Below are 21610 nucleotides of genomic sequence, written 5' to 3' on the forward strand. Positions count from 1 at the left end.
TTGGGACGGACCATAGAGGACGCGACGGCCTTCGTCCACGATCCAGCAAGATCCGCGGAAAGCGGTTGCCGGCGGCTTGCGCGGCGGGCAGCGGGTAGCGCCGAGAATGGCTTCCCCTTTCCGGAGAAGACTATTCTCCTCACTTGAGAGACACATTACGATCGGCTGAGGAAGATTGGAGCCCGACATCGACGCCTGGATCCTCGACGCGGTACGCACACCGCGCGGCCGCGGCCGCCCCGACGGGGCGTTGCACGCCGTACACCCGCAGGCCCTGTTCGCCCGCTGCCTGACCGCACTGGCCGAGCGCACCGGTTTCGACCCGGCCGACGTCGACGACGTCATCGCCGGCAACGGCATCCTCAGCGGGGACCACACCGACGACATCGCGCGCCTGTCGGTGCTGCTGGCCGGCTGGCCCGAGACCGTGCCGGGGATGACGCTGAACCGGTTCTGCGGGTCGGGGCAGCAGGCGGTCACCGTCGCGGCGTCGGCGATCGCGGCCGGCAGCGAGGACCTGATGGTCGCCGGCGGCGTCGAGTCGATGTCCCGTTGGGGCGTCGCGGCCGGGATCCCGACGATCGACGGCGGCAACCCCGACTTTCGTAAGCGTTACCCGACCGTCCCGCAGGGAATTTCGGCCGACCTCATCGCCACCCTCGAAGGGTTCGGCCGCGACGACGTCGACGCCTATGCGGCGCGCAGCCAGCACCGGGCCGCCGCGGCGGTCGACGACGGCCGGTTCGAGCGATCCCTGGTCGGGGTTACCACCCCCGACGGCTGCGTCGAATGCGACGAGCATCCGCGCCCCGGGACCACCGCCGAGACGCTGGCGCGCCTGCAGCCCGCCTTCGCCGCGATGGGCGCGGCCCGTGCCGAGGGCGAGCGGTTGACCTTCGACGAGATCTGCCTGCGCCGCTACCCGGGCATCGACCGCGTCGAGCACGTCCACCATGCGGGCAACTCGTCGGGGGTCGTCGACGGCGCCGCGGCGGTGCTGCTCGCCTCCGCGAAATGGATTCAGGCACAAAGGGTTTCATCGCGTGCACAGATCCGCGCCACGGCCGCGGTCGGCAGCGAGCCCGTCATCATGCTCACCGCGCCCGGGCCCGCCGCGCAGCGCTGCCTGGCCCGCGCCGGCATGAGCGTGGCCGACATCGACCTGTGGGAGATCAACGAGGCCTTCGCCGCGGTCCCGCTCAAGACGATGCGCGACCTCGACATCGACCCCGAGCGGGTCAACGTCAACGGCGGCGCCATCGCCCTGGGCCACCCGATCGGCGCCACCGGCGCGATGCTGCTGGGCACCCTGCTCGACGAGCTCGAACGCCGGGATCTGGCAACGGGTCTGGTGACCATGTGCACCGGCGGCGGCATGGGCACCGCGACGATCATCGAACGCGCATGAGCACCCTGGAGCTCGACCGGCCCCGCGGCGGGGTCGTCGTCGTCCGCCTGAACCGGCCGCGGTGCCTCAACGCCGTCAACGAGGCCATGCAGACCGAATTGCGCGACGTGCTGGCCGATCTGGCCGGCGAGGACTCCGCGCGGGCCGTCGTGCTCACCGGCGCCGGCCGCGGTTTCTGCGCGGGAATCGACATGCGCGACTTCGGGCCCGCCATGCCGGAGGCCTCCGCGCCCGCGCTGGACCGGTTGCGTTTCCAGGAACGCATGACCGCACTGGCGGAGGCGATCCGCGGACTGCCGCAACCCGTCGTCGCCGCGGTCAACGGTCCCTGTGTCGGCGCGGGCTTCGCGTTGTGCCTGGCCGCCGACATCCGGATCTGTTCGACCGCGGCGTCGTTCGGCAACGCCGCGATCCTGCTGGGGCTCTCGGGCGCCGAGATGGGCATGAGCTACCACCTGCCCCGCATCGTGGGCACCAGCGTGGCCGCCGACTGGATGCTGACCGGGCGCACGATTCCGGCCGCCGAAGCCGACCGGCGCGGCCTGGTCAGCGAGGTGGTCGAACCCGACCGGCTGCTCGAGCGGGCCGTGGAACTGGCCACCCTGATCGCCGGTCTCCCCCCGCTGGGCGTGCGGCTGACCAAGCGCGCGCTGCAGGTCAACACCGACGCGGCGAGCCTGTCCGCCGCGCTGGAGCTGGAGAACCGCAACCAGGTCCTCGCCCACGCCACCGACGAGGCGGCCGACCGCCGCGCGAAGTGGACCACATGAGCGGCCCGCTGCGGGGCCTGCGCATCGTGATGATGGGCGGGCTGGGGCCCGCGCCGTTCTGCGGGATGCTGTTGGGCGACTTGGGCGCCGACGTGGTCCGCGTGGACCCCGTCGCGGGCGTGGACGGCCCGTTGCCGATCGACTACACGGTCCGGCGCGGCCAGCGGTCGCTGGCCGCCGACGTCAAAGACCCCCGCGGCCGCGACCTGGTGCACCGTCTGGTAGCCGGCGCCGACGCGTTCGTCGACGTGTACCGGCCGGGGGTCGCCGAGCGGCTGGGCATCGGGCCGGACGCGTTGCTGGGACGCAACCCCCGGCTGGTGTATGCCCGCATGACGGGATACGGGCAGGACGGACCCCTGTCCGGGCACGCGGGCCACGACATCAACTACATCGCCCTGGCCGGCGCGCTACACGGGATCGGCACCGCCGAATCGCCGGTGCCGCCGCTGAATCTGGTCGGCGACTACGGCGGCGGCGGGATGCTGCTGGCGGTCGGCCTTTTGAGCGCGATCCTGGAGGCCCGCGAGTCCGGAGCGGGTCAGGTGCTCGACGTGGCCATGGTCGACGGCGTGGCCACGCTGCTGGCGCCCTACTTCGGGATGGTGCCCACCGGCACCTGGCGCGACCGCCGCCAGGACAACCTGCTCGACGGCGCCGCCCACTTCTACGGCGTCTACGTCACCGCCGACGGCCGTCACGTCGCTGTGGGCGCGATGGAACCCAAGTTCTACGCCGAGCTGTGCGAGCGGCTCGGCGTCGGCGTTCCCCACGACGACGACGCACCGTCGACCTGGTCGGCGCACCGCGCGGCGCTGGCCGCGCGCTTCGCCGAGAAGACCCGCGACGAGTGGGAGCGCATCCTCGACTCACCGGGATGCTGTGCGACACCGGTGCTTTCGCTGTCCGAGGCACCGCATCACCCGCACCTGGCCGCGCGCGGGACATTCGTCGACGTGGACGGCGTCACCCAGCCCGCGCCGGCGCCACGCTTCTCGCGCACCCCGCCCGCGGCGCCCGGCGCCCCGTCGCTGCCCGGCGATCACACGCGTGCGCTGCTACGCGAACTGGGATTGGACCCCGAGGCCGTCACTGCCCTCGTCGATGCCGGCGTGGTGGCCCAGAGCAACCGGAAGGAACGATAGATGGCGTGGGACTTCTCCACCGACCCGGAGTGGGCGGCGCAACTGAAATGGGTCGAGGACTTCGTGCGCGAGGAGTGCGAACCGATCGACCTGATCGTCAAGGAGTCCCACGACCTCAACGACCCGGTGCGTCAGGCACTGATCCCGCCGCTGCAGGAGATCGTCAAGGAGCGTGGGCTGTGGGCCACGCACCTCGGGCCGCACCTGGGCGGTCCCGGCTACGGGCAGGTGAAGCTGGCGCTGCTCAACGAGATCCTGGGCCGCTCGGAGTGCGCGCCGATCGTGTTCGGCTCCCAGGCACCCGATTCGGGCAACAGCGAGATCCTCGCGCACTACGGCACACCCGAGCTCAAGGCGCGCTACCTCGAGCCGCTGCTGGACAACCGCATCGTGTCCTGTTTCTCCATGACCGAGCCGCAGGGCGGCGCCGACCCGAAGGTGTTCCGCACCACCGCCGTGCCCGATGGTGATAACTGGATCATCAACGGGGAGAAGTGGTATTCCTCGTTCGCGTCGATGGCGTCGTTTCTCATCGTGATGGCGATGACCGACCCCGACGCGCCGCCGTACCAGCGCTGCTCGATGTTCGTCGTGCCGGGCGACACCCCGGGCATCAACGTGCTGCGCGACGTCGGGCTCGGCTATCAGCCGCTGGGTGGCGGCGGGCGCGAGGGTTACGTCCGCTACGAGAACGTCCGCGTGCCGGGAGACCACATGCTGGGCCCGCGCGGCGGCGCGTTCGTGGTCGCCCAGACCCGCCTGGGCGGCGGGCGTATTCACCACGCCATGCGCACGGTCGGCTTGGTGCGGCGGATCTTCGACATGATCTGCGAGCGGGCGGTGTCGCGCTACACCCAGGGCGAGGTGCTGGCCAACAAGCAGCTCGTCCAGGAGATGGTCGCCGACTCGTGGATGGAGATCGAGGCGTTCCGGTTGCTGACGCTGCAAACCGCTTGGAAGATCGACCAGTTCAACGATTACCAGGCGGTGCGGGCCGACATCTCCGCGGTCAAGGCGATGATGCAGAAGGTGCTGCACGACGTATCGGCGCGGGCGCTGCAGCTGCACGGATCGCTGGGCACCAGCCACGAGATGCCCTTCGTGCAGTACCTGGTGGAGTCCTTCGTGCTCGGCCTGGCCGACGGCCCCACCGAGGTGCACAAGGTGACGCTGGCGCGCCAGCTGCTCAAAGACCGGCAGCCCGCTCCCGACCTGTTCCCCTCCGAGCATCTGCTGCGGCTGCGTGCGGCCGCGGAGGCGAAGTTCGCCGACAAGCTGGCCGGCATTCCGCGCGCGTAGCCGCCCCAGCGCGAGCGTGCGTGTCTGGACGCGACACGCCGCTGCACCGTGGCATTTCGCGCACCCTCGCGAGCTAGCGGCCCAGAATCGTCCGGGCGCGCTGCAGCAGCCGGGGCAGGGCCGCCGCCATGGCTTCCAGGTCGGCCCGCGGCGAACGCCTGCGGCGGTTGTGCTTGACGATCAGCGACCACGTGGCCGCCGACTTGAAGCACGCCAGGGCGGTGAACCAGTCCAGGTCGCCGACCTCGCGGCCCAGCCGGTCGCGGTAGATCGCGGTCAGCTCGGCGACCGGTGGGGCGACATCGCCGCGTGAAACGCGACGATAGGTGTCCGGATCGCAGTTGATCAGAAACCAGCCCGCATCGATGCGCGGGTCGCCGATCGACCAGATCTCCCAGTCGATCACCGCGTCGATGCGGGCCCCGGCGGCCATCAGGTTGCCCAGCCGGAAGTCTCCGTGAATCACGCTGGGCCCCATGACTTCCGGCGCACAACCCAACAGCGCGTCGCGCACGTCCTGCCACCCGGGCACCAGCGCCGGGTCGACGGTGCCCAGGGTGTCGCACCAGCGCCGGACTTCGGCGGCCGGGTCGACGACCGGTTCGTCGCCCAGCCCCAGCGCGGCCGGCGAGAGACGGTGCAGGGCGGCCATGACGCGGCAGGCGTTGCGGTACCGGTCGGCCAGGTCGGCATCCGGTGGGCAACCGTCGAACAACGGCTCCACGCACTCGCCGTCGATGCGCGACATCACGAACAGCGGCGGGCTGCCGGGGTCCTCCCACACCACGGCGGGCACCGGAAAATCGCTTTCCGCAAGCGCTTTGATGACGCGCGCCTGCCGCAGCACGTCGCGGTGCCCGATCGCCTCGACGCCCGGCGGGGCAACCTTGACCACCACGGGCCGGCCGCCCATCGCGGCGGCGAAGGTGAGGCTGGAGGCGCCCCCGGCGAGTGGATGGACGTCGCCGACGCCGGCGCGGGCGAGGCGCCCGCGCAGCTCGTCGAGGTCCAGTTCGGCCATTCAAACGGCGGGCTGGGTCCAGCCGGCCTCGGCGAGGAACGACTGGGTGTGCGCGATGCGGCCGGTCAGGGTTTTCGGATCGCCGGTGCACAACCGGAAGGCGGTCTCGGTGATCAGCTCGATGTCCTCGGTGTCGGCCTTGGCCAGGTCGAGGGCGCCGGCCCCCGGTGTCGCCACCGGGTCGGACGGGGCGGCGGCGTTGACGGCGATGCCGTCGTCGTACAGTTCGGCGGCAAGGCTTTTGGTCAGCCGGTTGAGGGCGGCCTTGGCCGTCCCGTAGACACCGAAGCCGGCGCTGCGGTCGAACTCGGAGAACGGCGGCCCCGGTGGCAGGTCGCCGCCCACCGAGGTCAGATTCAGGATCCAGCCCCGTCCGCGCTCGCGCATCGCGGGGATCGCCAGCTGGCACAGGTGCAGCGGTCCCAGGACGTGCATCTCCATCATCAGCCGCACCCGCTTCTCGGGGAATTCGTCGAGGGGCCGCAGGAAGGTCACGGCGGCGTTGTTGACGAGGATGTCCGGGGCGCCGACGGTGTCGTGCACCTCGGCGTAGAGGCGTTCGCGTTCGCCGGACTGGGACAGGTCGGCCTGGATCGCCACCGCGCGGCCGCCGGCGGCCGCGATCTCGTCGCGGGTCTGGCGCAGCGATCCCTGGTACTTGGGGTCGGGGTCCATGGTGCGGGCGGTCAGCGCGACCGTGGCACCCCGCGCAGCCAGTCGCGCGGCGATCGCCTTGCCCAGCCCGCGACTGCTCCCGGTGACCAGCGCCACCATCCCGTCACACCGTTGGCCGGCGTTCATTCTCGACCTCCTCCAGCCGCCCGAAAACGGCTTCTCCGATCTAGAGAATGCCATTATCGGCGGTGCCGGCAAAGTGCGGCCGGCGTGTCGACCCCGGCCGTGTGCGCCGGGGTCGCCGCCACGCCCTATCCACCCGGCGAAACGCATGTGGCTCCCGGCGAAATCATCGCCCGCCCGGGCCGCGCACGGGGCCGCGCGCCCGTAGACTCCGGGCCTCCGGATCGAGCCGTCGGGACGGCAGCGGCGCAGAGGAGAGCAACCCCCATGATCATCGTTCGCCCATCGTGATCGTCTTCTCGTTGCGCACCGCCGCCCGGTCCACCATCGAATTCGGCGCCCTTTACCGGGTCTCGGCGGGGGCCGTCTTCGCCGCGCTCGCCGATTGCGACTACCTCGTCGATGCGGGCCCCACACCGGAGCCGGGACGCGCACTGGGCCTGCACGAGGAATACCGCATCGAGGCGGGTCCCGCGCTGCTGACGGTGTCGGCCGACGCCTTCGCCGGCCACGTCCGATTCGTGCTCGACGGCCCGCGGTTCGGTTTCGATTTCGGAGCCACCCGCAACGACCCGGTCACGTGGATGCGGCTGGTCACACTCGCGGTTCAGTACGCCGACGCCTACCGGATCCTCGCGGACGTCGCAGACCCGCACGTGGGCTTCGGCCTCACGCGGGGCGTACGGCCACCACTGCGCGCGGTCCCCGACGTCACCGACACGTAGCTACGCCACGCGCGGCGGGCGACCGCCCGCACGCCCCCGTCGTGTACACCTACAGGGGGTTCGTACACCGGGAGGCGACGTGAGCTATCTGCTCCTCATCTGCGCGATCTTCGCCGAGGTGGCGGCGACCAGCCTGCTCAAGAGCACCGAGGGCTTCAGCCGGCCCTGGCCCACCGTGGCGTGCCTGGCCGGGTACGCGGTGGCGTTCGCGCTGCTGGCGCTGTCCATCTCGCGGGGTATGCAGACGGACGTGGCCTACGCGCTGTGGTCGGCGATCGGGACGGCCGCGATCGTGCTGATCGCCGTCCTGTTCCTCGGCTCTCCCCTGTCGGCCGCCAAGGTCGTCGGGGTCGGCCTTATCATCGCCGGGGTCGTCACGCTGAACCTCTCCGGTGCCCACTGACCGCCGTATTCGCGCACAGCGAAATTGCCACCGGCACAACGCGATGAGGTAGCCTGGGCCATCCGACTGGGGTGATGGTTCCCATCCGCAGGCTCGACCCCATCGGGGCGATCGGCAACTACTGGGCGGAAACGCACCGGCCGAGCGAACGAGAGGTTGCGCTGCGCCAGGCGCTCGCCGACGCCACGTCGGTCGCCATGGAAAAAACGGGGTCGTGTCCCGCGGCCGAATCCGGGCTGGATCGCATCGACTCCAACTACGACCTGTGTTTCGCCTTCCTCGCCCACACCGGACTTCCTTTATGACCATGAGTCACTGTATTACCGAAACCTTTTTAGTTGAGGCGTGCGAAGTCAGCTTGAAGAGCTTCTCGGAGTTGTCTCGCCCGATTTTGATGCGATCGGGTTCGCTGATCGGGGTGTCGTCGAACCAGGGGGCGATGTCGTCCATGGTCTCGTAGGGATAGTCGACGGAGAAGAGAATCCGGTCGGCCCCGACTTCGAGGAGGGTGTCGAGCAGCGTTTGGGTCCGGAAGACCCCGCTGGTGGTGAGATAAAAATTGCGCGGCAGGTAGTCCAGCGGCGGCAGCTCGTGCGGTCCGTGGGTCTCCCGGCGTTGGTGACGCAACCGGTGAGTGACCCGGTGCAAGGTGAATGGGAGCGCCTCACCGAGATGCCCGAGGATCACCTGGGCGGTCGGATGCCGGTCGAAAAGGCCGCTGAGAATCAACCGCAGCGCGTGGGTGGCGGTCTCCACACCGAACCCCCACGCGGAGCCCAGCAGCCCCTCATACCCCTGATAGATCCGTTGCTGGCTGGGCAGTGGGATACGGGGGTGCAGGTAAACCGGCACGTCGAGCTCGGTGAGCTTGGCCCAGAACGGCTCCACTTGCGGTTCGTCGAGATACTGCGCGGTGTCCTCGTCGCCGATGTTGCTATAGCCGTTGATCAGTGCGCCGACAAACCCCAGGTCACGAACAGCGCGTTCGAGTTCGTCGGCAGCCTTCTCCGGGTCCTGTAGCGGCAGGGCGGCAAAGGCCCGACCGGTCCGGGTATTTCGCGACCAGGTTCTCGGCGGCGAAGTCGTTCATCTTCTTCGCCGTATCGACCGCCAGCTTGGTGTTGGTGATTCCCTCGATGCCGGGCTGCGTCAACGACAGGATATCGATGGCGATCCCGTTGCGGTCCATGTCCTCGACACGCCGATCCACCTCCCGCAGCCGGCGCTGCACATCGGCGAAATACTCGGTGGCGGTGAAGTCATGTTCTCCGGTGGCCGGAAACTCGGCGGACTCCCAGTGCTCTTCGAGAGCGATCTTTCCCTTCATGGTTGAACCTCTCCAAACAACTATTCAAATGTACCGATAGGTAAGAGTATTAAGCGTGGTTGTTCCGGTCGATACAATCAAGGGGTGTCCCGAACGCCCGACCCGCATAAGCGGCAAGCCCTGCTCGAATCCGTGGTCGAGCAGCTCCAGGAGCGCGGCGTCAACGATCTGTCGCTAGCCCCGCTGGCCGAGGCGATAGGGATGAGCAAGCGAAAGCTGTTGTAATACTTCGGGGATAGAGGTCAGCTGCTGTCGCAGGTGCTGGAAGCCAGCCGGCCGAACGTCGGGCAAATGTTCGAGGGGGTGTGCGACACCGCTGACCTCTCGCCCGCCGCTATGGCGCTATGGACCGCGCTGGCGGCGATGGGCCAGAACCTGGACACGGTGCTGGCCTGCGCGGAGGGACCCGGGCTGGGCAACGGCGGCCTCGGCCGGCTCGCCGCGTGCTACCTGGACTCGCTGGCCACCCTCGAACGTCCGGCGATCGGCTACGGCATCCGCTACGAGTTCGGCATCTTCGACCAGGAGATTCGCGACGGCTGGCAGGTCGAGCAGACCGACAACTGGATCGACAACGGAAACCCCTGGGAGATCGCCAAACCCGACATCAACTATCTGGTGAAGTGGGGCGGCTACGCCGAGCACTACAGCGACGAGGCCGGCCACGACCGCGTGCGGTGGGTGCCGGGACGGGTGCTCAAGGGCGTCGCCTACGACACTCCGATCCAGGGCTACGGCGTCAACACCTGCAACGTGCTGACGCTGTGGAGCGCGCGCGCCGTCAAATCCTTTGCGCTGGAAGCCTTCAACACCGGCGACTACTACAAGGCGGTCGAGGACGAGATAACCTCGGAGACGGTCACCAAGGTCCTCTACCCCAACGACGAGCCGGACGTGGGCAAGCGGCTGCGCCTGCTGCAGCAGTACTTCTTCGTGTCCTGCTCGCTGCAGCGAGTGCTGGACCTGATGGAGGAGATCGCCGACGTGTCCGTCCGCGAGCTCCCCCAGCGGTTTGCCTTGCAGCTCAACGACACCCATCCATCGATCGCGGTCGCCGAGCTGATGCGGCTGCTCGTCGACGAGCGCCATCTCGACTGGGACGACGCGTGGGGCATCACGGTCGCGACGTTCGGCTACACCAACCACACCCTGCTTCCCGAGGCGCTGGAGACCTGGCCCCTGGCGATGTTCGCCGAGTCGCTGCCGCGCCACCTCGAGATCGTCTACGAGATCAACCACCGCTTTCTCGACGAGGTGCGCACGCGGTTCCCCGGCGACGCGGACCGGCTGCGCCGGATGTCGCTGATCGGCGAGGACGACGGCAAGAGCGTCCGGATGGCGCACCTGGCGACCGTGGGCAGCCACGCCATCAACGGCGTCGCCGCGCTGCACTCTGACCTGCTGAAAACCAGTGTGCTGAAAGACTTCTACGAGCTTTGGCCGGAGCGGTTCAGCAACAAGACGAACGGGGTGACGCCGCGCCGCTTCCTCGCGCTGGCCAACCCCGGGCTGCGGGAGCTGTTGGACCGCAAGATCGGTGAGGGCTGGCTGAGTGATCTGTCCCGGCTGCGCGGACTGGAGCCGTTCGTCGACGACGCCACCTTCCGTCAGCAGTGGCGCGACATCAAACGCGCGAACAAGGCCCGCCTGGCCACCTACGTCGGCTCGGTGGCCGGTGTCGAGCTGAACCCGGACTGGATGTTCGACGTCCAGGTCAAGCGCATCCACGAGTACAAGCGCCAGCACCTCAACGTCCTGCACATCGTCGCGCTCTACCACCGGCTCAAGTGCGACCCAGGGCTGTCGATTCCGCCGCGGGCGTCCGTGTTCGGCGGCAAGGCCGCTCCGGGCTATTTCATGGCCAAGCGAATCATCAAGCTGATCAACGCCATTGGGGAGAGCGTCAACGCCGACCCGGAGGTCAACCGGTTCCTCGAGGTGGCGTTCGTGCCGAATTTCAACGTGCAGAACGCGCACCTGATCTACCCGGCCGCCGACCTGTCCGAGCAGATCTCCACCGCGGGCAAGGAGGCCTCGGGCACCGGGAACATGAAGTTCATGATCAACGGCGCACTGACCATCGGCACGCTCGACGGGGCGAACGTCGAGATCCGCGAGGAGGCCGGGCCGGAGAACTTCTTCCTGTTCGGCCTGACGGAACGGGAGGTGCAGGCGGTCAAGGCGGACGATACCGCCCGGCCGACTACATCGACGGCGACGAGGAGCTGCGCACGGTGCTCGATCTGATTGCCGCGGGGGCGTTCTCGCGCGGCGACACCGAGGTGTTCCGGCCGGTGGTGGACTACCTCCGCCACGACGACCCGTTCCTGGTGTGCGCCGACTACCGCTCCTACGTCGACTGCCAGGAGCGGGTGAGCGCGGATTGGCAGGACCGGGGGGCGTGGACCAGGATGTCCATCCTGAACACCGCGCGCAGCGGCAAGTTCTCCTCGGACCGCGCCATCGCCGAGTACTGCGACGAAATCTGGAACGTCTGGCCGCTGACGGTGAAAGTCTGACAATATCTGGCCACGACGGTAGTTTTGGTGCACGGCAACCCGCAGACCGACGCGATCTGGGGCCCGCTGGCCGAGGCCCCTCGGGCGCACCGATGTAGTGCGACTGTCGCAGCCCGGGTTCGGTGCGCCGCTGCCCGACGACCTACCTGGCCTACCGTGACTGGCTCGAGGTCGAGCTGGACAAGTTCGGCGGACCGGTTGATCTCGTGGGGCATGACTGGGGTGGTGGCCACGTCGTGAACCTGGTGATGCACCGCCCCGAATTGGTGCGGAGTTGGGCGAGCGACATCGTCGGGGTGTTCGACCCCGACTACGTGTGGCATGACATGGCCCGGGTGTGGCAGACACCCGGCGACGGCGAGCGGCTGGTGGACACCATGCTGGACGGGACGGTCGAGGACCGGGCCGCCCGGATGGCCGCACTCGGCATCCCCTCGGGCGTCGCGACCGCGATCGCCGCGGCGCAGGCGCCGGAGGTGGGCCGGGCGATCCTGCTGCCGTACCGTTCGGCGCGCCAGCCGGCGCTGGCCGAAGCGGGACGTGGGCTCGGCAACGCGGCGGCCCGGCCGGGCTTGTCGATCCTTGCCACCGAGGACCACCATGTGGGCTCGGAGGCGATCCGGCGGCGAGCGGCCGAACGGGCCGGCGCCCGGACCGAAGTGCTCGACGGGCTGGGACATTGGTGGATGTTGGAAGACCCGGCGCGCGGAGCGGCGGCTCTGACCCGGTTCTGGGCGACGCTCGACTGACCGCCACTCATACCAGGTCGACGTGGAGGCCGGCGCACCCCCCTGCACGATTCCGTGGGCGCCCGACAGGGAACCCTTGAGGAATGAGCACGCCACCGGAAGTGAGGGAGCTAATCGACCGCCTCGCCGACGACATCTACGACGCCTACTACGGCATCGAGCATTCCGGCCCGGAATACAACGCGGCGCAGGGCCGGACGGCGGCACGCTTTCTGGCACGCAACCTGCTCCGCAAGGGGTGGCGGAAAGCCGGCGTGAGCGCGCTTCCGCACTGCCCCTACGGGACCTTGACCTGCTATGACCCGGATCCGCACGAGCGCTGCGAGTTGTAGGCGGGGTGTCGGTTCAAAGCGCCAGCAGCAGCGTCCCCGCAACCGCCAGGGCGACCGCCTTGGCCACCTCCAGACCGATGTACGCGTAGTGGCCGCGGGAGCGGGGTGCGTCCCGACCGGCGAGAACCTTGTCGGAACGTCGGGTCAGGAAGGGGCGCACCGCGATCAACTGGATGGCGAGCATCGCGCAGGCGGTCGCGATTGCCGCGGTTGCGCCCGCCGGCGGCGGACTAGGCACGACGACCGCCGCGATCAGGATTGCGAAAACGACCTCGATGCTGTTGAGCGCGCGGAACACCAGGCGCCCGATCCCCAGGCCGATCTGCGTCGTCACGTTGGGTGCGCGGAACTTCAGCGGTGCTTCCAGAAACGAGATGGCGAGCACCATGCCCAGCCACACGAAGGCCACGGCGACGACGATCGATGGTTGGCTGCTCATCTGGAATCTGCCTGCGGGGTCAGGTGGGCCAGGCACAGATCCGGTTCGACGAACGCGTCCAGTCGGTCGACGGCCACCAGCCCCGCCGGGCTCTCCACCACTCCTTGCATGAGGCCGAGGTGAACGGGACACACGATCTCGGCCCGGGCCTCGGCGAGTTCGAGGAAGGGACAGTGCCGCAAGCCGATCTTCCACTCGCCGCGACGCTCGGGCGCGAATCCGAGCTCGTCGAGAACGCCGACGAGCTGTTCGACCGATTCGTTTACGCCCGTCCTTCCTCCCTGCGGCACCGAGCCTTTCAGCTGCGTCCCCCACGCACGGCCCGCGGCGTGCGCCTTGGCGCCCGGGGCGTCACCGGCGGCGAGGCCCGCCGCGAGTATCTCGGCGAGCAGCCGGTAACGGCGCGGTCCGCCGCGGTCCATCTGCGCGATGGCACGGAACATCAGGGCCGGTCGTCCGGGTCGATTGACGTCGGGCTCGACATGTTCCACCCGGCCGTCGCTCACCAGCGTGTCGAGGTGGAGGCGGGCGGTGTTCGGATGCACGTCCAGCACTTCGGCGATCGCGTTGATGCTCATCGGGCCGGGCGCCGCCTTCAATACGCGCAGCACGTCACGACGGCGATCGGGCTGCCCATCGGCTGACATACCGACCGTGTTCACGCTCCCGGCGCGCCTGGGCAGGCCGGCCACCAGCGGTGTGTCGACGCCGAGCGGACCCATCTTGGCCGCCCCGCCGGGTGATCCGACGGGCTCGTCCCGGCCGGGCAGGGTTTCGGAGAAGAACGCCGCGTTGTCGGCCTGGTAGGGCTGCAGCTCCGCGGGCAGGTCGTCCTCGTAGTAGATCGCCTGGACGGGGCAGACCGGTTCGCACGCCCCGCAGTCCACACATTCGTCGGGATGGATGTAGAGGGCCCGACCGCCCTCGTAGATGCAGTCGACCGGGCATTCCTCCACGCAGGCCCGGTCCATCACGTCAACACAGGGCTTCCCAATCACGTATGTCATGGCCTAGAGTTTACACAATCCGATTTGTATAAACTAGAACTTGTGCGAGATCCGATGACCGACAACAAATCCGACGCCCGGTACGAGGCGGCGCCCCCGCCGCGGTCCGACCGCGGCGATGAGGCCGTGCAGGGACACTGGCCGCCTGGGTAGGCGAGCGCGTGCGCATCTGGGTAGCTGGCCGCCGGACCGAATCGGGGCAGCTCCTTCCATGTAGGGGGCCAGTTCGACACCGTCTGGCCCGAGGGCGACTACCGGCTCCGCCGGAGCGCGGGCGACTCCCAGATGCTCGGCTTGTTCACGGCCCGAAGCGGATTCGGCGAACTGACCTTCCTACAAACCGGCCGATACCCCTTCGTCTCACACGTGATGCTCGATGCCGGGCGCGGCGCCCACGGCGTCATCGAGGTGACCGGCTCATACCGCGCGACCGGCGGATCAGCGATTGCGACCGGGCGTGTCAGCGAGCCATGCCGCCAGGACGGCCGCCTGACTGTGCTCGACATCGCGGGTGGCCGTCAGCAAAACCACGTCCGTCTCGTCGGCGATCGCTTTGAGGTGCTCGACAGCCGTACGCCGTTCCGGCGACTTCAATTCCGCCACATACCGGCGCCGGAACTCCGCGAACTTCCCGGGATCATGCGAATACCACTTGCGTAGCTCGGTCGAGGGCGCAACGTCACGCAACCACTCGGTCAGATCGAGCGCTTCCTTCTTGATGCCGCGTGGCCAGACCCGGTCAACCAGGACGCGTGCGCCGTCGGACGGCGAAACCTCGTCGTAAACCCTGCGGTAGGAAACATGACCACTCATCGTTCACCCCAGTCGATCCCATCGGTAAGTCTAGTGGGACAGCGCTGAAAAAGCGGCCCCAGCGGCCGGGGGCGAACAGCTTTGACGATGCCCCGACCGCAAACTCCCACTCTCGACGGCTGCGCGGAGGCCGTCACCGCGCACCGGGCCGACCGTCAAACCCGGTTGCGCATCGGCGAAAATCGCTCGAGTTGCACGGGCGGCTCGGTGTCCGACGGCGACGGCACCGCACGCGCAACACCGTCGATCACGCTGACGACCACCTGCTTGCCACGCTCCTTGTTCAGCGTGCCGTGTTGAAAATTCTGGACGACCCACCCGGGCTCCTGGATTTCGGCACTGGTCGGGAGCCCCAGCGCGCTGTGCTCGAAACCCAAAGCACCCCAAGCGGTGTAGATGGAGCCGGCGACGGGTTGCGCCCCGGTGTCCGGTGACCAGTACACCGCCCCCTTCTGGAAGACGACGTAGCGAGTCGCGCCCATCCCGGTCGATTCGGGTGACGACGGTGCGCCCAGTGCGCTGTTCATGCCGCCCATCTCCTGCCAGCGGTCATAGATCGCGGTGCCCTGCAGCGACTGCGCCAACTCCTCGGCGCTGGGACGCTTGTTGAACCGCGCTGCGATGTCGCGGATCTGGTCCATCAAGCCATAACCGACCTGGCCGGGGCAGTCGGTATCGCTGACGTCGCGGTGGGCGAAAATGGTCGGCAGGCCCACGGTGGCACCCAGAGGGAAACGGGTGTACGGACCGCCCTCCGAGGTGAGCGGGACACTGCCCAGCGGGTCGATGCCGTCCAGGGCGAGCCGCCACCCGAGCAGGCGCCCGACGGTGCGCACCTGAACGGGCGTGGGGCCCACCGCGTCGAAATCACCGATCATGCACACGGCCCAGGTGTTGCGGTTGAATCCGCCGGTGTGGGTGCCGTGAACCGATCGGGTCATCCCGCCGAATCGGCCCTCGAACACCTGCCCGTACTTGTCCACCAGGGCGTTGTAGGCGATGTCCGGCCAGCCGAGAGTGCGGGTGTGGTAGGCGTAGATCGACCGCACCATCGCCGCCGAATCCTGCCGGCCGTAATCGTTCACCCCGGCGGTGTGGTGCACGACGCCCGCCTTGATTCCGTTGTCATACACGGGCGCTCGGCCACGAATCGACTCGTCGGCACCCCACTCGCCACGACCGATGATGTTGAGCGCCCGCCCGGGCGCTCCGAGCTCGGCAACCAGGCTCGTATCAGCCCCCGCGCTGGGCGCCTCGGCAAACCCGGACGCGCCAGTGCCCAAACCGAGCACAAGCGGTGCAGCCGCAGCGTATTTGAGCACACTACGGCGGGACACCGCCGTCGAGCACCCGCACCAATCACGCACGGCGACACGATAACTCGGGACACCCCTATTTGACGTGCGACCCGCCGCAGCCAACCCCGCCGGCGAGTAACGGGAATCGTAGCGATGCCGACGGCACTCGCGGGCGGACGCCCATACCAATGTGGGATTCTTCGCGGCCGAACAGCGCGTCGTCTGCCATTGACCGGCGAGCGCTTGGAAGCGGGCAGAAGCCATGGCCGGCAACGACGATGAGATCTCGCTCGATGTCGCCAGGCGGTTGAGGAAACGACCGTCGCTGTTTCCTTCGGCCGGATTTCGGCACGGTCGCCCCACCCGGCGCTCACCCCTGCTGACTCCTCCTCGGGTAACCGCGCCGCGATGACTGTCGATGACCGCCTGGTAAGCGTCAGGGAGCCAGGACATCGAAACAACTCGACCGTTGATCCATGTCAGCGCCTGCCGCGGGGTAAGCCCGGTATCACCAAGTCAGATGCGCCCGAAAGCATACGCGGGAGGTTGCCAGCGACGTGGCATACTAGTGGCATGAATCGCATACGCCTGAGCACTACGGTCGACGCTGGACTGTTAAGCAGCGCACGCAGCATTCGAGCAGGAATCACTGACGCAGTCCTCATCGATGAGGCCCTGGGCGCTTTACTTGCCCGTCACCGATCGGCCGAGGTGGATGCGGGGTATGCGGCCTACGACAAGCACCCGATTGATGAGCCAGACGAATGGGGCGACCTAGCGTCGTGGCGGCGAGCGGCCGCGGACTCGTGAGCGCACTTCCGGCACGCGCAGAGGTGTGGTGGTGTGAGATGGCCGAGATCGGCCGGCGTCCAGTCGTTGTGCTGTCGCGCGACGCAGCCATCCCCCGGCTTAAGCGCGCACTCGTCGCACCGTGCACCACCACCATCCGGGGTTTGGCCAGCGAGGTTGTTCTCGAACCTGGTTCCGACCCGATCCCACGCCGTTCCGCAGTGAATCTGGACTCGGTCGAAAGTGTCTCGGTCGGGGTGTTGGTGAATCGGCTTGGCCGACTCGCCGAGACGCGCATGCGCGCCATCTGCACCGCTCTCGAAGTCGCCGTCGACTGCTCCGGTTGACGCGTAAGCGATTTCGAGGGCCGGGGGCGACGAGATCGAACAACGACATTTAGGTTTCTTGGTGGAGCTAAGGGGACTCGAACCCCTGGATTCGGTGCGTGGCAGCTTCTCTAGCTGCGTCTTTGATGTTTTTCGATCGATTTCAGTGCTGTTCATCACCTGCGGATTTCGGTTCGGCATGTTGACGGCGTCAACGCGGCGGACCGCCCCCATAGACGGCGTGTTCTCCGCACGCCGCCCCAATTAGGGACTGTCATCTGCAACCGTAGTTCGTTAATATTGACCAAAGAAAGGTGGTGATTGACAGTGGCGCGAGTCATCCCACGCTCGGTCGCCGACGTGGTCGAGCAGCTCGAACTCGACGGCGACCTAGTCGTGACGTCAGATCGGCTGGCCGCGGTCATGCGCCAAGTCGGGCTCGACGGTGACGAAGCGGCGACACAGCGCCTCGCCTACGAACTCCAGCGCGGCGGCTGGCTGGGAAAACTGCGCACCCGCCACGCTTGGGAGTTCCTTCCCGGGGCGCGCGGCGGTGCCTACGGCTCCGGGGACCGCTTCATCGAATTTCGCGCGCAGCGCGCCGTGGACCCTGATTGGCGCGGCGTGCTGGCAATGGAAACGGCTGCATCCCTCCTTGGGCTGGCCCAACGGTTACCGGAGCAAGAAGTCGTCGCCCTCCCGGCCGAGCAACCCTTTCCTAAAGCACTCGCCGGTGATTGGCGCTACGTCCGCATCGAGTTGCCCGAGGCCGGGCTGACGACGGTCAACGGATTGCCGTCGTGGAACCTCGAAGGACTCATCGTCGGTATCGCGGTGCGCCCGTCGGCCTACAAGGACGCGGCTGGCCTGGGTCAGTGGCTGCCGGATGCCGTCGCGCGCGTGAACCTCGATACCGTCATCGGCTTGCTGAAGACTAGGCCGCGTGCAGCGGCGCAGCGTGCCGCATACCTTCTCGGGTCGGCAGGCAACAACGACGCCCGAGCCGCGATCGTCGCCACCTACCCAGCGACAGAGACGGTCTGGCTTGGACCGCGTGTCGCCGGTGCAGGTTTCTTCGACGCCGAGACCAACGTCAATGACACTCTGCTGCACCGATACCTCACCGTAGGCACCGGATCGTGACCCGGATTACCGAGGGGCACCTCGCGCGCCACTATCAAGGCGTCAGGGGTGGACGCGATGCCGCTCTTCTCGACATCGCCCAAGATCACGCGCTGCATCTGCTTCACAACGCCGGGCTCTTCGCACGCGGCCTGGTTTTCAAGGGCGGCACCGCGCTGCGAAAGTTCAGGGCGGGCAACGCTGGCCGTTTCTCGACCGACCTCGACTTCGCCGCGCCCGATGAGGAGGTGGCGCTCGCCGCTTTGCAGGCTCTCGACGGCGTCGATGTCGACGACTTCATTTTCGCGATTGAAAATCTCGGTGACGACGGTCGGCGTGTGTCATTTGCCACGATAATGGGACCACCGGTTGGCCAGTATCTATGGACCACCTGTTTGGCTCATTGGGGATGATCGGTGGTCGTCGGGCTGGTGTCAACTGCGCGCGGGTTTCTGGCGGCGTCGGTAGGACTGTCCTTCGATGATGAGTTCGTGTGCTGTCGAGGTGATTCTGTCGACAGCCGATTGGGCCAGCAGGGGGTCGGTCATGACGGCCAGCCATTCAACTGGAGCTGGCACATGTTCGTTATGACCGATTTCCCCTGCTAGCTGGACTTTCGACTGCTCTGCGTGTCGCATCGATCTTCAAGGCATTATCGCGATATGTTAGGTGCTGCCTTAACGAGTTAGGTGGGAAGAAGGTGTGCGGGTGGTGGAGGGTCTCCGGCTGATTCCCGGTGGCGCCGTCCCGGTCGAGCCCGTTGTTAGGGATCCTGTTGTCTTTCAACGGGAATGCGTCGATGCGTTCGTGGCGTCGTGGCGGGCGCGCGGGTTTAGCCCGGTGACGATCGACAATGACATCGGGTTGTTGGAGCGGACGTTGGCCGCACTGGGGCGTCCGGCGTGGGAGGTCACCAGCGAGGACATCGATCGCGTGGTTGGCGAGCTGGCGGTGGCGGGCCGTTCGGCGTCGACGCGGCGCGAGTACGTGCAGATCTTCAAGGGGTTTCACCGGTTCCTGCAGGCCCGTAAGGCTGCCGAGATCGAGGCCGGGTTCGGTGTGCGCTTGGTGTGCCCGGTTGATGAGTTCAACGCTTCACGGCACGTAGGTGACGAGTCGCCGGCGGTCGGGGCGCCGCCGACCCCCGACCGGGTGAGCGAGTTCTTCGAGTTCTTGAAGTCGAGGATCGCCACCGCCCGCAAGTACGGTCCGGCCGCGCGGGACTACGCGTTGTTTCGGACCCTGTATCACGCTGGGCTGCGATCGGAAGAGTCTGCACTGCTGGAGATAGTGGACGTGCATTTCGGGCGTGGACCGTTCGGCAAGTTGCACGTGCGATTCGGCAAGGCCGCCCACATGTCCGGTCCTAGGCCGCGGTGGGTGCCGATGCTGGACGGGTTGGACGCGTTGTTGCGGTGGTTTTTGGCCGATGTGCGGCCGAAGTTTCCGGAGTCGCCGGTGTTGTTTGCCGACGAGTCCGGTGGTCCGCTGAATCGTGGCACGATCCGCAACCGGCTGCGGTATCTGATGGAGCTGGAGGGCCGACCGGTCGCGGAGCGGTTCAGCCCACACGCGCTGCGTCGCGCTTGCGCGACACACAACTACGAGCGTGGCGTTGATCTGGTGGCGATCCAACAGCTTTTGGGTCATTGGACGGTGAGTTCGACCATGCGCTATGTGAACTATCAGAAATTGCATCAGACGGGCGCGTCTCCGCTGGTCGCCTGCTGAAGCAGATCTGGCTATGGTGTCATGTCGCCTACAGGACAGGGCGTCCCACCTGCATTGCTTGCATATCGCGCCCGTTGGATGCATGATCCTTTCGCCGGACGGTTGCGGGGATTCAGGTTGGAGGCGGCGTGGTGCGGGCAGATCTGGCTGGGTCGGCGCATCTGGAGCTGGTCTCCGGAGTTGTGCAGTTGCGTCCGGAAGACGCTGTGCTGGAGGCGATGTTGCGCGGATGGCGTGCCCAGCAGGTTGCGCGTGGTTTGCGGGAGGAGACCATCGCGCCGCGGGAGCGGTTGGTGCGCCGGTTTGCGACGTTCACTAACGAGTACCCGTGGCATTGGCTGCCGGGTCATGTCGACGAGTGGACGCAGTCGTTGATGGCGGAGTCGCATCTGGCACCTTCGACGATTCGCGGCTATCAGACCGAGCTGCGATTGTTCAGCGAGTATTTGTGCGACGGCCGTTATAGCTGGGTTGCGGTGTGCGAGCAGGAGTTTGGTTCGGGTGTGCATCCGGTGCCGATCTGCCATGAGTGGAACACGATAGAGCACCTCAATGGCTACGAGGGCAACCCAGAGGCCCGGCCATTCACCCGCGAGGAGTTGCAGCGGTTTCTCGACTACGCCGACGACCAGGTTGAGCGTGCGGTGTGCGCGAAACGCAAGGGCGCGTTGGCCGCCTACCGGGATGCGACGTTATTCAAAGTGGTGTATGGGTGGGGCCTGAGGCGGACCGAGACGGCGAAGCTGGATGTAGTTGACTGGGGCCGTAACCCGGCGGTGCCGGAGTTCGGCCGGTTCGGGATGCTGCATGTGCGCTATGGCAAGTCGGTGCGCGGGCAACCGCCGCGGCGACGCAACGTGCCGTCGGTCATGGGGTGGGCGGTGGAAGCGGTCGCCGACTACGTCGACAACATCAGGCCCCGTTTCGGGTGCGAGGACCATCCGGCACTGTGGGTGACCGAACGTGGCGGTCGCATCGCCCCGGCAGAGATCAACGCCCGCTTCGTCACATACCGTGACGCGCTCGGGCTACCGAAAACCCTTAGTCCACATAGCCTTAGGCATTCGTGGGTGACGCACCTTACTGAGGAGGGCGTTGACCGACGATTCATCCAGGAGGCCGTTGGGCATCGCTGCGATACGTCCACCGCGATCTACACCCACGTGTCCGGTGACTTCATGAACACCGCGCTGCGCAAAGCCCTGGCGCCGGCGTTCGACACGGCGCCCGACCCCACGAGCGGCAAGGAGTCCTGATGGCCCGCAAACTCGACTACCGATGGCACCTGCGTCAGGTGATGGCTGCACGCGAGATGTTCAGCACCACCGACCTGATAGAGCCGTTGGCGCAACGCGGCATCCATCTGTCGTCCAGCCAGGTCTATCGGCTCGTCGTCGAGCGACCCGAGCGGCTGAGCCTGAATATTCTGATGGCGCTGCTGGACGTCCTGGACTGCCGGATGGACGAGCTGATCGAACCGGTCGCCGCAGCCGCGCCGACGCGCAAGAAACGTGCCGCTGGCGGCGCCGACGCCGGTCTGGGCGGACTGCGGCCAAAACGCGCTCGCATCAGCGGCATTGAAAGCTAAG

General features: G+C 67.5%; 20 protein-coding genes and 7 pseudogenes. 19 read left to right on the forward strand and 8 right to left on the reverse strand.

What is annotated here, in order from left to right:
- The first annotated feature begins 199 nt into the window (after positions 1-199).
- From AB8998_RS21425 to AB8998_RS21440, 4 genes are read left to right on the forward strand one after another with little or no spacing between them, the layout of a single operon-like run.
- Positions 200-1408 carry an acetyl-CoA C-acetyltransferase gene (locus AB8998_RS21425; protein WP_369741693.1) on the forward strand — a complete coding sequence of 403 codons (1209 nt, stop codon included), beginning with the start codon at positions 200-202 and terminating at the stop codon, positions 1406-1408.
- Positions 1405-2178: an enoyl-CoA hydratase/isomerase family protein gene (locus tag AB8998_RS21430; RefSeq protein WP_369739686.1), complete on the forward strand. Its 774-nt coding sequence runs from the start codon at positions 1405-1407 to the stop codon at positions 2176-2178. The genes AB8998_RS21425 and AB8998_RS21430 overlap by 4 nt, the downstream gene beginning before the upstream one ends.
- Positions 2175-3323 carry a CaiB/BaiF CoA transferase family protein gene (locus AB8998_RS21435; RefSeq protein ID WP_369739687.1) on the forward strand — a complete coding sequence of 383 codons (1149 nt, stop codon included), beginning with the start codon at positions 2175-2177 and terminating at the stop codon, positions 3321-3323. The genes AB8998_RS21430 and AB8998_RS21435 overlap by 4 nt, the downstream gene beginning before the upstream one ends.
- Positions 3324-4622, forward strand: a complete 1299-nt coding sequence (locus AB8998_RS21440) for an acyl-CoA dehydrogenase family protein (protein ID WP_369739688.1) — start codon at positions 3324-3326, stop codon at positions 4620-4622.
- A gap of 73 nt (positions 4623-4695) precedes the next feature.
- On the opposite strand, the gene AB8998_RS21445 is transcribed toward AB8998_RS21440, so the two are convergent.
- Positions 4696-5643, reverse strand: coding sequence for a phosphotransferase family protein (locus AB8998_RS21445; RefSeq protein WP_369739689.1), 948 nt, complete (start codon positions 5641-5643; stop codon positions 4696-4698).
- The gene (locus AB8998_RS21450) at positions 5644-6444 is read right to left on the reverse strand and encodes an SDR family NAD(P)-dependent oxidoreductase (RefSeq protein ID WP_369739690.1); all 801 of its coding nucleotides are present in this window, start codon (positions 6442-6444) and stop codon (positions 5644-5646) included.
- A gap of 284 nt (positions 6445-6728) precedes the next feature.
- Here AB8998_RS21450 and AB8998_RS21455 point away from each other — a divergent pair, with 284 nt between their 5' ends.
- The 3 genes and pseudogenes from AB8998_RS21455 to AB8998_RS21465 all read left to right on the forward strand — a co-directional run.
- The gene (locus AB8998_RS21455; protein ID WP_369739691.1) at positions 6729-7166 is read left to right on the forward strand and encodes a hypothetical protein; all 438 of its coding nucleotides are present in this window, start codon (positions 6729-6731) and stop codon (positions 7164-7166) included.
- A gap of 79 nt (positions 7167-7245) precedes the next feature.
- Positions 7246-7569, forward strand: coding sequence for a DMT family transporter (locus AB8998_RS21460; protein ID WP_369739692.1), 324 nt, complete (start codon positions 7246-7248; stop codon positions 7567-7569).
- A gap of 71 nt (positions 7570-7640) precedes the next feature.
- Positions 7641-7772: pseudogene (locus AB8998_RS21465) on the forward strand (diguanylate cyclase); the annotation flags it as partial.
- Between the two features lie 109 nt (positions 7773-7881).
- Here AB8998_RS21465 and AB8998_RS21470 read toward each other — a convergent pair.
- A pseudogene (locus AB8998_RS21470) lies at positions 7882-8896 on the reverse strand (amidohydrolase family protein).
- Positions 8897-8980: 84 nt separating this feature from the next.
- Between AB8998_RS21470 and AB8998_RS21475 the strand changes: the two are divergent.
- The 4 genes and pseudogenes from AB8998_RS21475 (at position 8981) to AB8998_RS21490 (ending at position 12496) form a co-directional block, all read left to right on the forward strand.
- Positions 8981-9121, forward strand: coding sequence for a hypothetical protein (locus AB8998_RS21475; RefSeq protein ID WP_369739693.1), 141 nt, complete (start codon positions 8981-8983; stop codon positions 9119-9121).
- 126 nt (positions 9122-9247) lie between these two features.
- Positions 9248-11415: pseudogene (locus tag AB8998_RS21480) on the forward strand (glycogen/starch/alpha-glucan phosphorylase); the annotation flags it as partial.
- Between the two features lie 6 nt (positions 11416-11421).
- A pseudogene (locus AB8998_RS21485) lies at positions 11422-12164 on the forward strand (alpha/beta fold hydrolase).
- Positions 12165-12265: 101 nt separating this feature from the next.
- Complete coding sequence (locus tag AB8998_RS21490) at positions 12266-12496, forward strand: hypothetical protein (RefSeq protein ID WP_369739694.1); 231 nt, start codon at positions 12266-12268, stop codon at positions 12494-12496.
- A gap of 13 nt (positions 12497-12509) precedes the next feature.
- On the opposite strand, the gene AB8998_RS21495 is transcribed toward AB8998_RS21490, so the two are convergent.
- Both AB8998_RS21495 and fdxA read right to left on the reverse strand, forming a co-directional pair.
- Entirely contained in the window at positions 12510-12935 is a 426-nt protein-coding gene (locus AB8998_RS21495; protein ID WP_369739695.1) for a hypothetical protein, read from the reverse strand.
- Positions 12932-13942 carry a ferredoxin gene (gene fdxA, locus AB8998_RS21500; RefSeq protein WP_369739696.1) on the reverse strand — a complete coding sequence of 337 codons (1011 nt, stop codon included), beginning with the start codon at positions 13940-13942 and terminating at the stop codon, positions 12932-12934. Before fdxA ends, AB8998_RS21495 begins: the two co-directional genes overlap by 4 nt.
- Before the next feature lie 137 nt (positions 13943-14079).
- Between fdxA and AB8998_RS21505 the strand changes: the two are divergent.
- Positions 14080-14356 (forward strand): annotated as a pseudogene (locus AB8998_RS21505) (cupredoxin domain-containing protein); the annotation flags it as partial.
- Positions 14357-14380: 24 nt separating this feature from the next.
- Here the strand turns inward: AB8998_RS21505 and AB8998_RS21510 are convergent.
- Both AB8998_RS21510 and AB8998_RS21515 read right to left on the reverse strand, forming a co-directional pair.
- Positions 14381-14755: a DUF488 domain-containing protein gene (locus AB8998_RS21510; protein ID WP_369739697.1), complete on the reverse strand. Its 375-nt coding sequence runs from the start codon at positions 14753-14755 to the stop codon at positions 14381-14383.
- Positions 14756-14910: 155 nt separating this feature from the next.
- Positions 14911-16122 (reverse strand): N-acetylmuramoyl-L-alanine amidase, encoded by a 1212-nt coding sequence (locus AB8998_RS21515; RefSeq protein ID WP_369739698.1) that lies wholly within the window; start codon positions 16120-16122, stop codon positions 14911-14913.
- 480 nt (positions 16123-16602) lie between these two features.
- On the opposite strand from AB8998_RS21515, the pseudogene AB8998_RS21520 reads away from it, so the two are divergent.
- From AB8998_RS21520 to AB8998_RS21535, 4 genes and pseudogenes are all read left to right on the forward strand, one after another.
- Positions 16603-16863 (forward strand): annotated as a pseudogene (locus tag AB8998_RS21520) (type II toxin-antitoxin system antitoxin MazE5); the annotation flags it as partial.
- Positions 16860-17189, forward strand: a complete 330-nt coding sequence (locus AB8998_RS21525) for a type II toxin-antitoxin system PemK/MazF family toxin (RefSeq protein WP_369741694.1) — start codon at positions 16860-16862, stop codon at positions 17187-17189. The pseudogene AB8998_RS21520 and the gene AB8998_RS21525, both read left to right, overlap by 4 nt.
- A 339-nt stretch (positions 17190-17528) precedes the next feature.
- Positions 17529-18311 (forward strand): type IV toxin-antitoxin system AbiEi family antitoxin, encoded by a 783-nt coding sequence (locus AB8998_RS21530; RefSeq protein WP_369739699.1) that lies wholly within the window; start codon positions 17529-17531, stop codon positions 18309-18311.
- Complete coding sequence (locus tag AB8998_RS21535; protein ID WP_369739700.1) at positions 18308-18703, forward strand: nucleotidyl transferase AbiEii/AbiGii toxin family protein; 396 nt, start codon at positions 18308-18310, stop codon at positions 18701-18703. The genes AB8998_RS21530 and AB8998_RS21535 overlap by 4 nt, the downstream gene beginning before the upstream one ends.
- A 21-nt stretch (positions 18704-18724) precedes the next feature.
- Here AB8998_RS21535 and AB8998_RS21540 read toward each other — a convergent pair.
- Positions 18725-18859, reverse strand: a pseudogene (locus AB8998_RS21540) (ATP-binding protein); the annotation flags it as partial.
- A gap of 133 nt (positions 18860-18992) precedes the next feature.
- Here AB8998_RS21540 and AB8998_RS21545 point away from each other — a divergent pair.
- The 3 genes from AB8998_RS21545 (at position 18993) to AB8998_RS21555 (ending at position 21609) form a co-directional block, all read left to right on the forward strand.
- Positions 18993-20021, forward strand: coding sequence for a tyrosine-type recombinase/integrase (locus AB8998_RS21545; protein WP_369736422.1), 1029 nt, complete (start codon positions 18993-18995; stop codon positions 20019-20021).
- 218 nt (positions 20022-20239) lie between these two features.
- The gene (locus AB8998_RS21550) at positions 20240-21277 is read left to right on the forward strand and encodes a tyrosine-type recombinase/integrase (RefSeq protein WP_369741376.1); all 1038 of its coding nucleotides are present in this window, start codon (positions 20240-20242) and stop codon (positions 21275-21277) included.
- Positions 21277-21609: a helix-turn-helix domain-containing protein gene (locus AB8998_RS21555; protein ID WP_369736420.1), complete on the forward strand. Its 333-nt coding sequence runs from the start codon at positions 21277-21279 to the stop codon at positions 21607-21609. Before AB8998_RS21550 ends, AB8998_RS21555 begins: the two co-directional genes overlap by 1 nt.
- Position 21610: the final 1 nt, after the last annotated feature.

This window comes from Mycobacterium sp. HUMS_12744610, from assembly GCF_041206865.1.
GTDB classification, from domain to species: Bacteria; Actinomycetota; Actinomycetes; order Mycobacteriales; family Mycobacteriaceae; genus Mycobacterium; species Mycobacterium servetii.

Bases quoted from the DNA above. Each gene is read 5' to 3' on its own strand.
- AB8998_RS21450 (WP_369739690.1), bottom strand. From the start codon at position 6,444: ATGAACGCCGGCCAACGGTGTGACGGGATGGTGGCGCTGGTCACCGGG.
- AB8998_RS21495 (WP_369739695.1), bottom strand. From the start codon at position 12,935: ATGAGCAGCCAACCATCGATCGTCGTCGCCGTGGCCTTCGTGTGGCTG.
- AB8998_RS21555 (WP_369736420.1), top strand. From the start codon at position 21,277: ATGGCCCGCAAACTCGACTACCGATGGCACCTGCGTCAGGTGATGGCT.
- AB8998_RS21430 (WP_369739686.1), top strand. From the start codon at position 1,405: ATGAGCACCCTGGAGCTCGACCGGCCCCGCGGCGGGGTCGTCGTCGTC.
- fdxA (WP_369739696.1), bottom strand. From the start codon at position 13,942: ATGACATACGTGATTGGGAAGCCCTGTGTTGACGTGATGGACCGGGCC.
- AB8998_RS21435 (WP_369739687.1), top strand. From the start codon at position 2,175: ATGAGCGGCCCGCTGCGGGGCCTGCGCATCGTGATGATGGGCGGGCTG.
- AB8998_RS21445 (WP_369739689.1), bottom strand. From the start codon at position 5,643: ATGGCCGAACTGGACCTCGACGAGCTGCGCGGGCGCCTCGCCCGCGCC.
- AB8998_RS21440 (WP_369739688.1), top strand. From the start codon at position 3,324: ATGGCGTGGGACTTCTCCACCGACCCGGAGTGGGCGGCGCAACTGAAA.
- AB8998_RS21550 (WP_369741376.1), top strand. From the start codon at position 20,240: ATGTTGCGCGGATGGCGTGCCCAGCAGGTTGCGCGTGGTTTGCGGGAG.
- AB8998_RS21510 (WP_369739697.1), bottom strand. From the start codon at position 14,755: ATGAGTGGTCATGTTTCCTACCGCAGGGTTTACGACGAGGTTTCGCCG.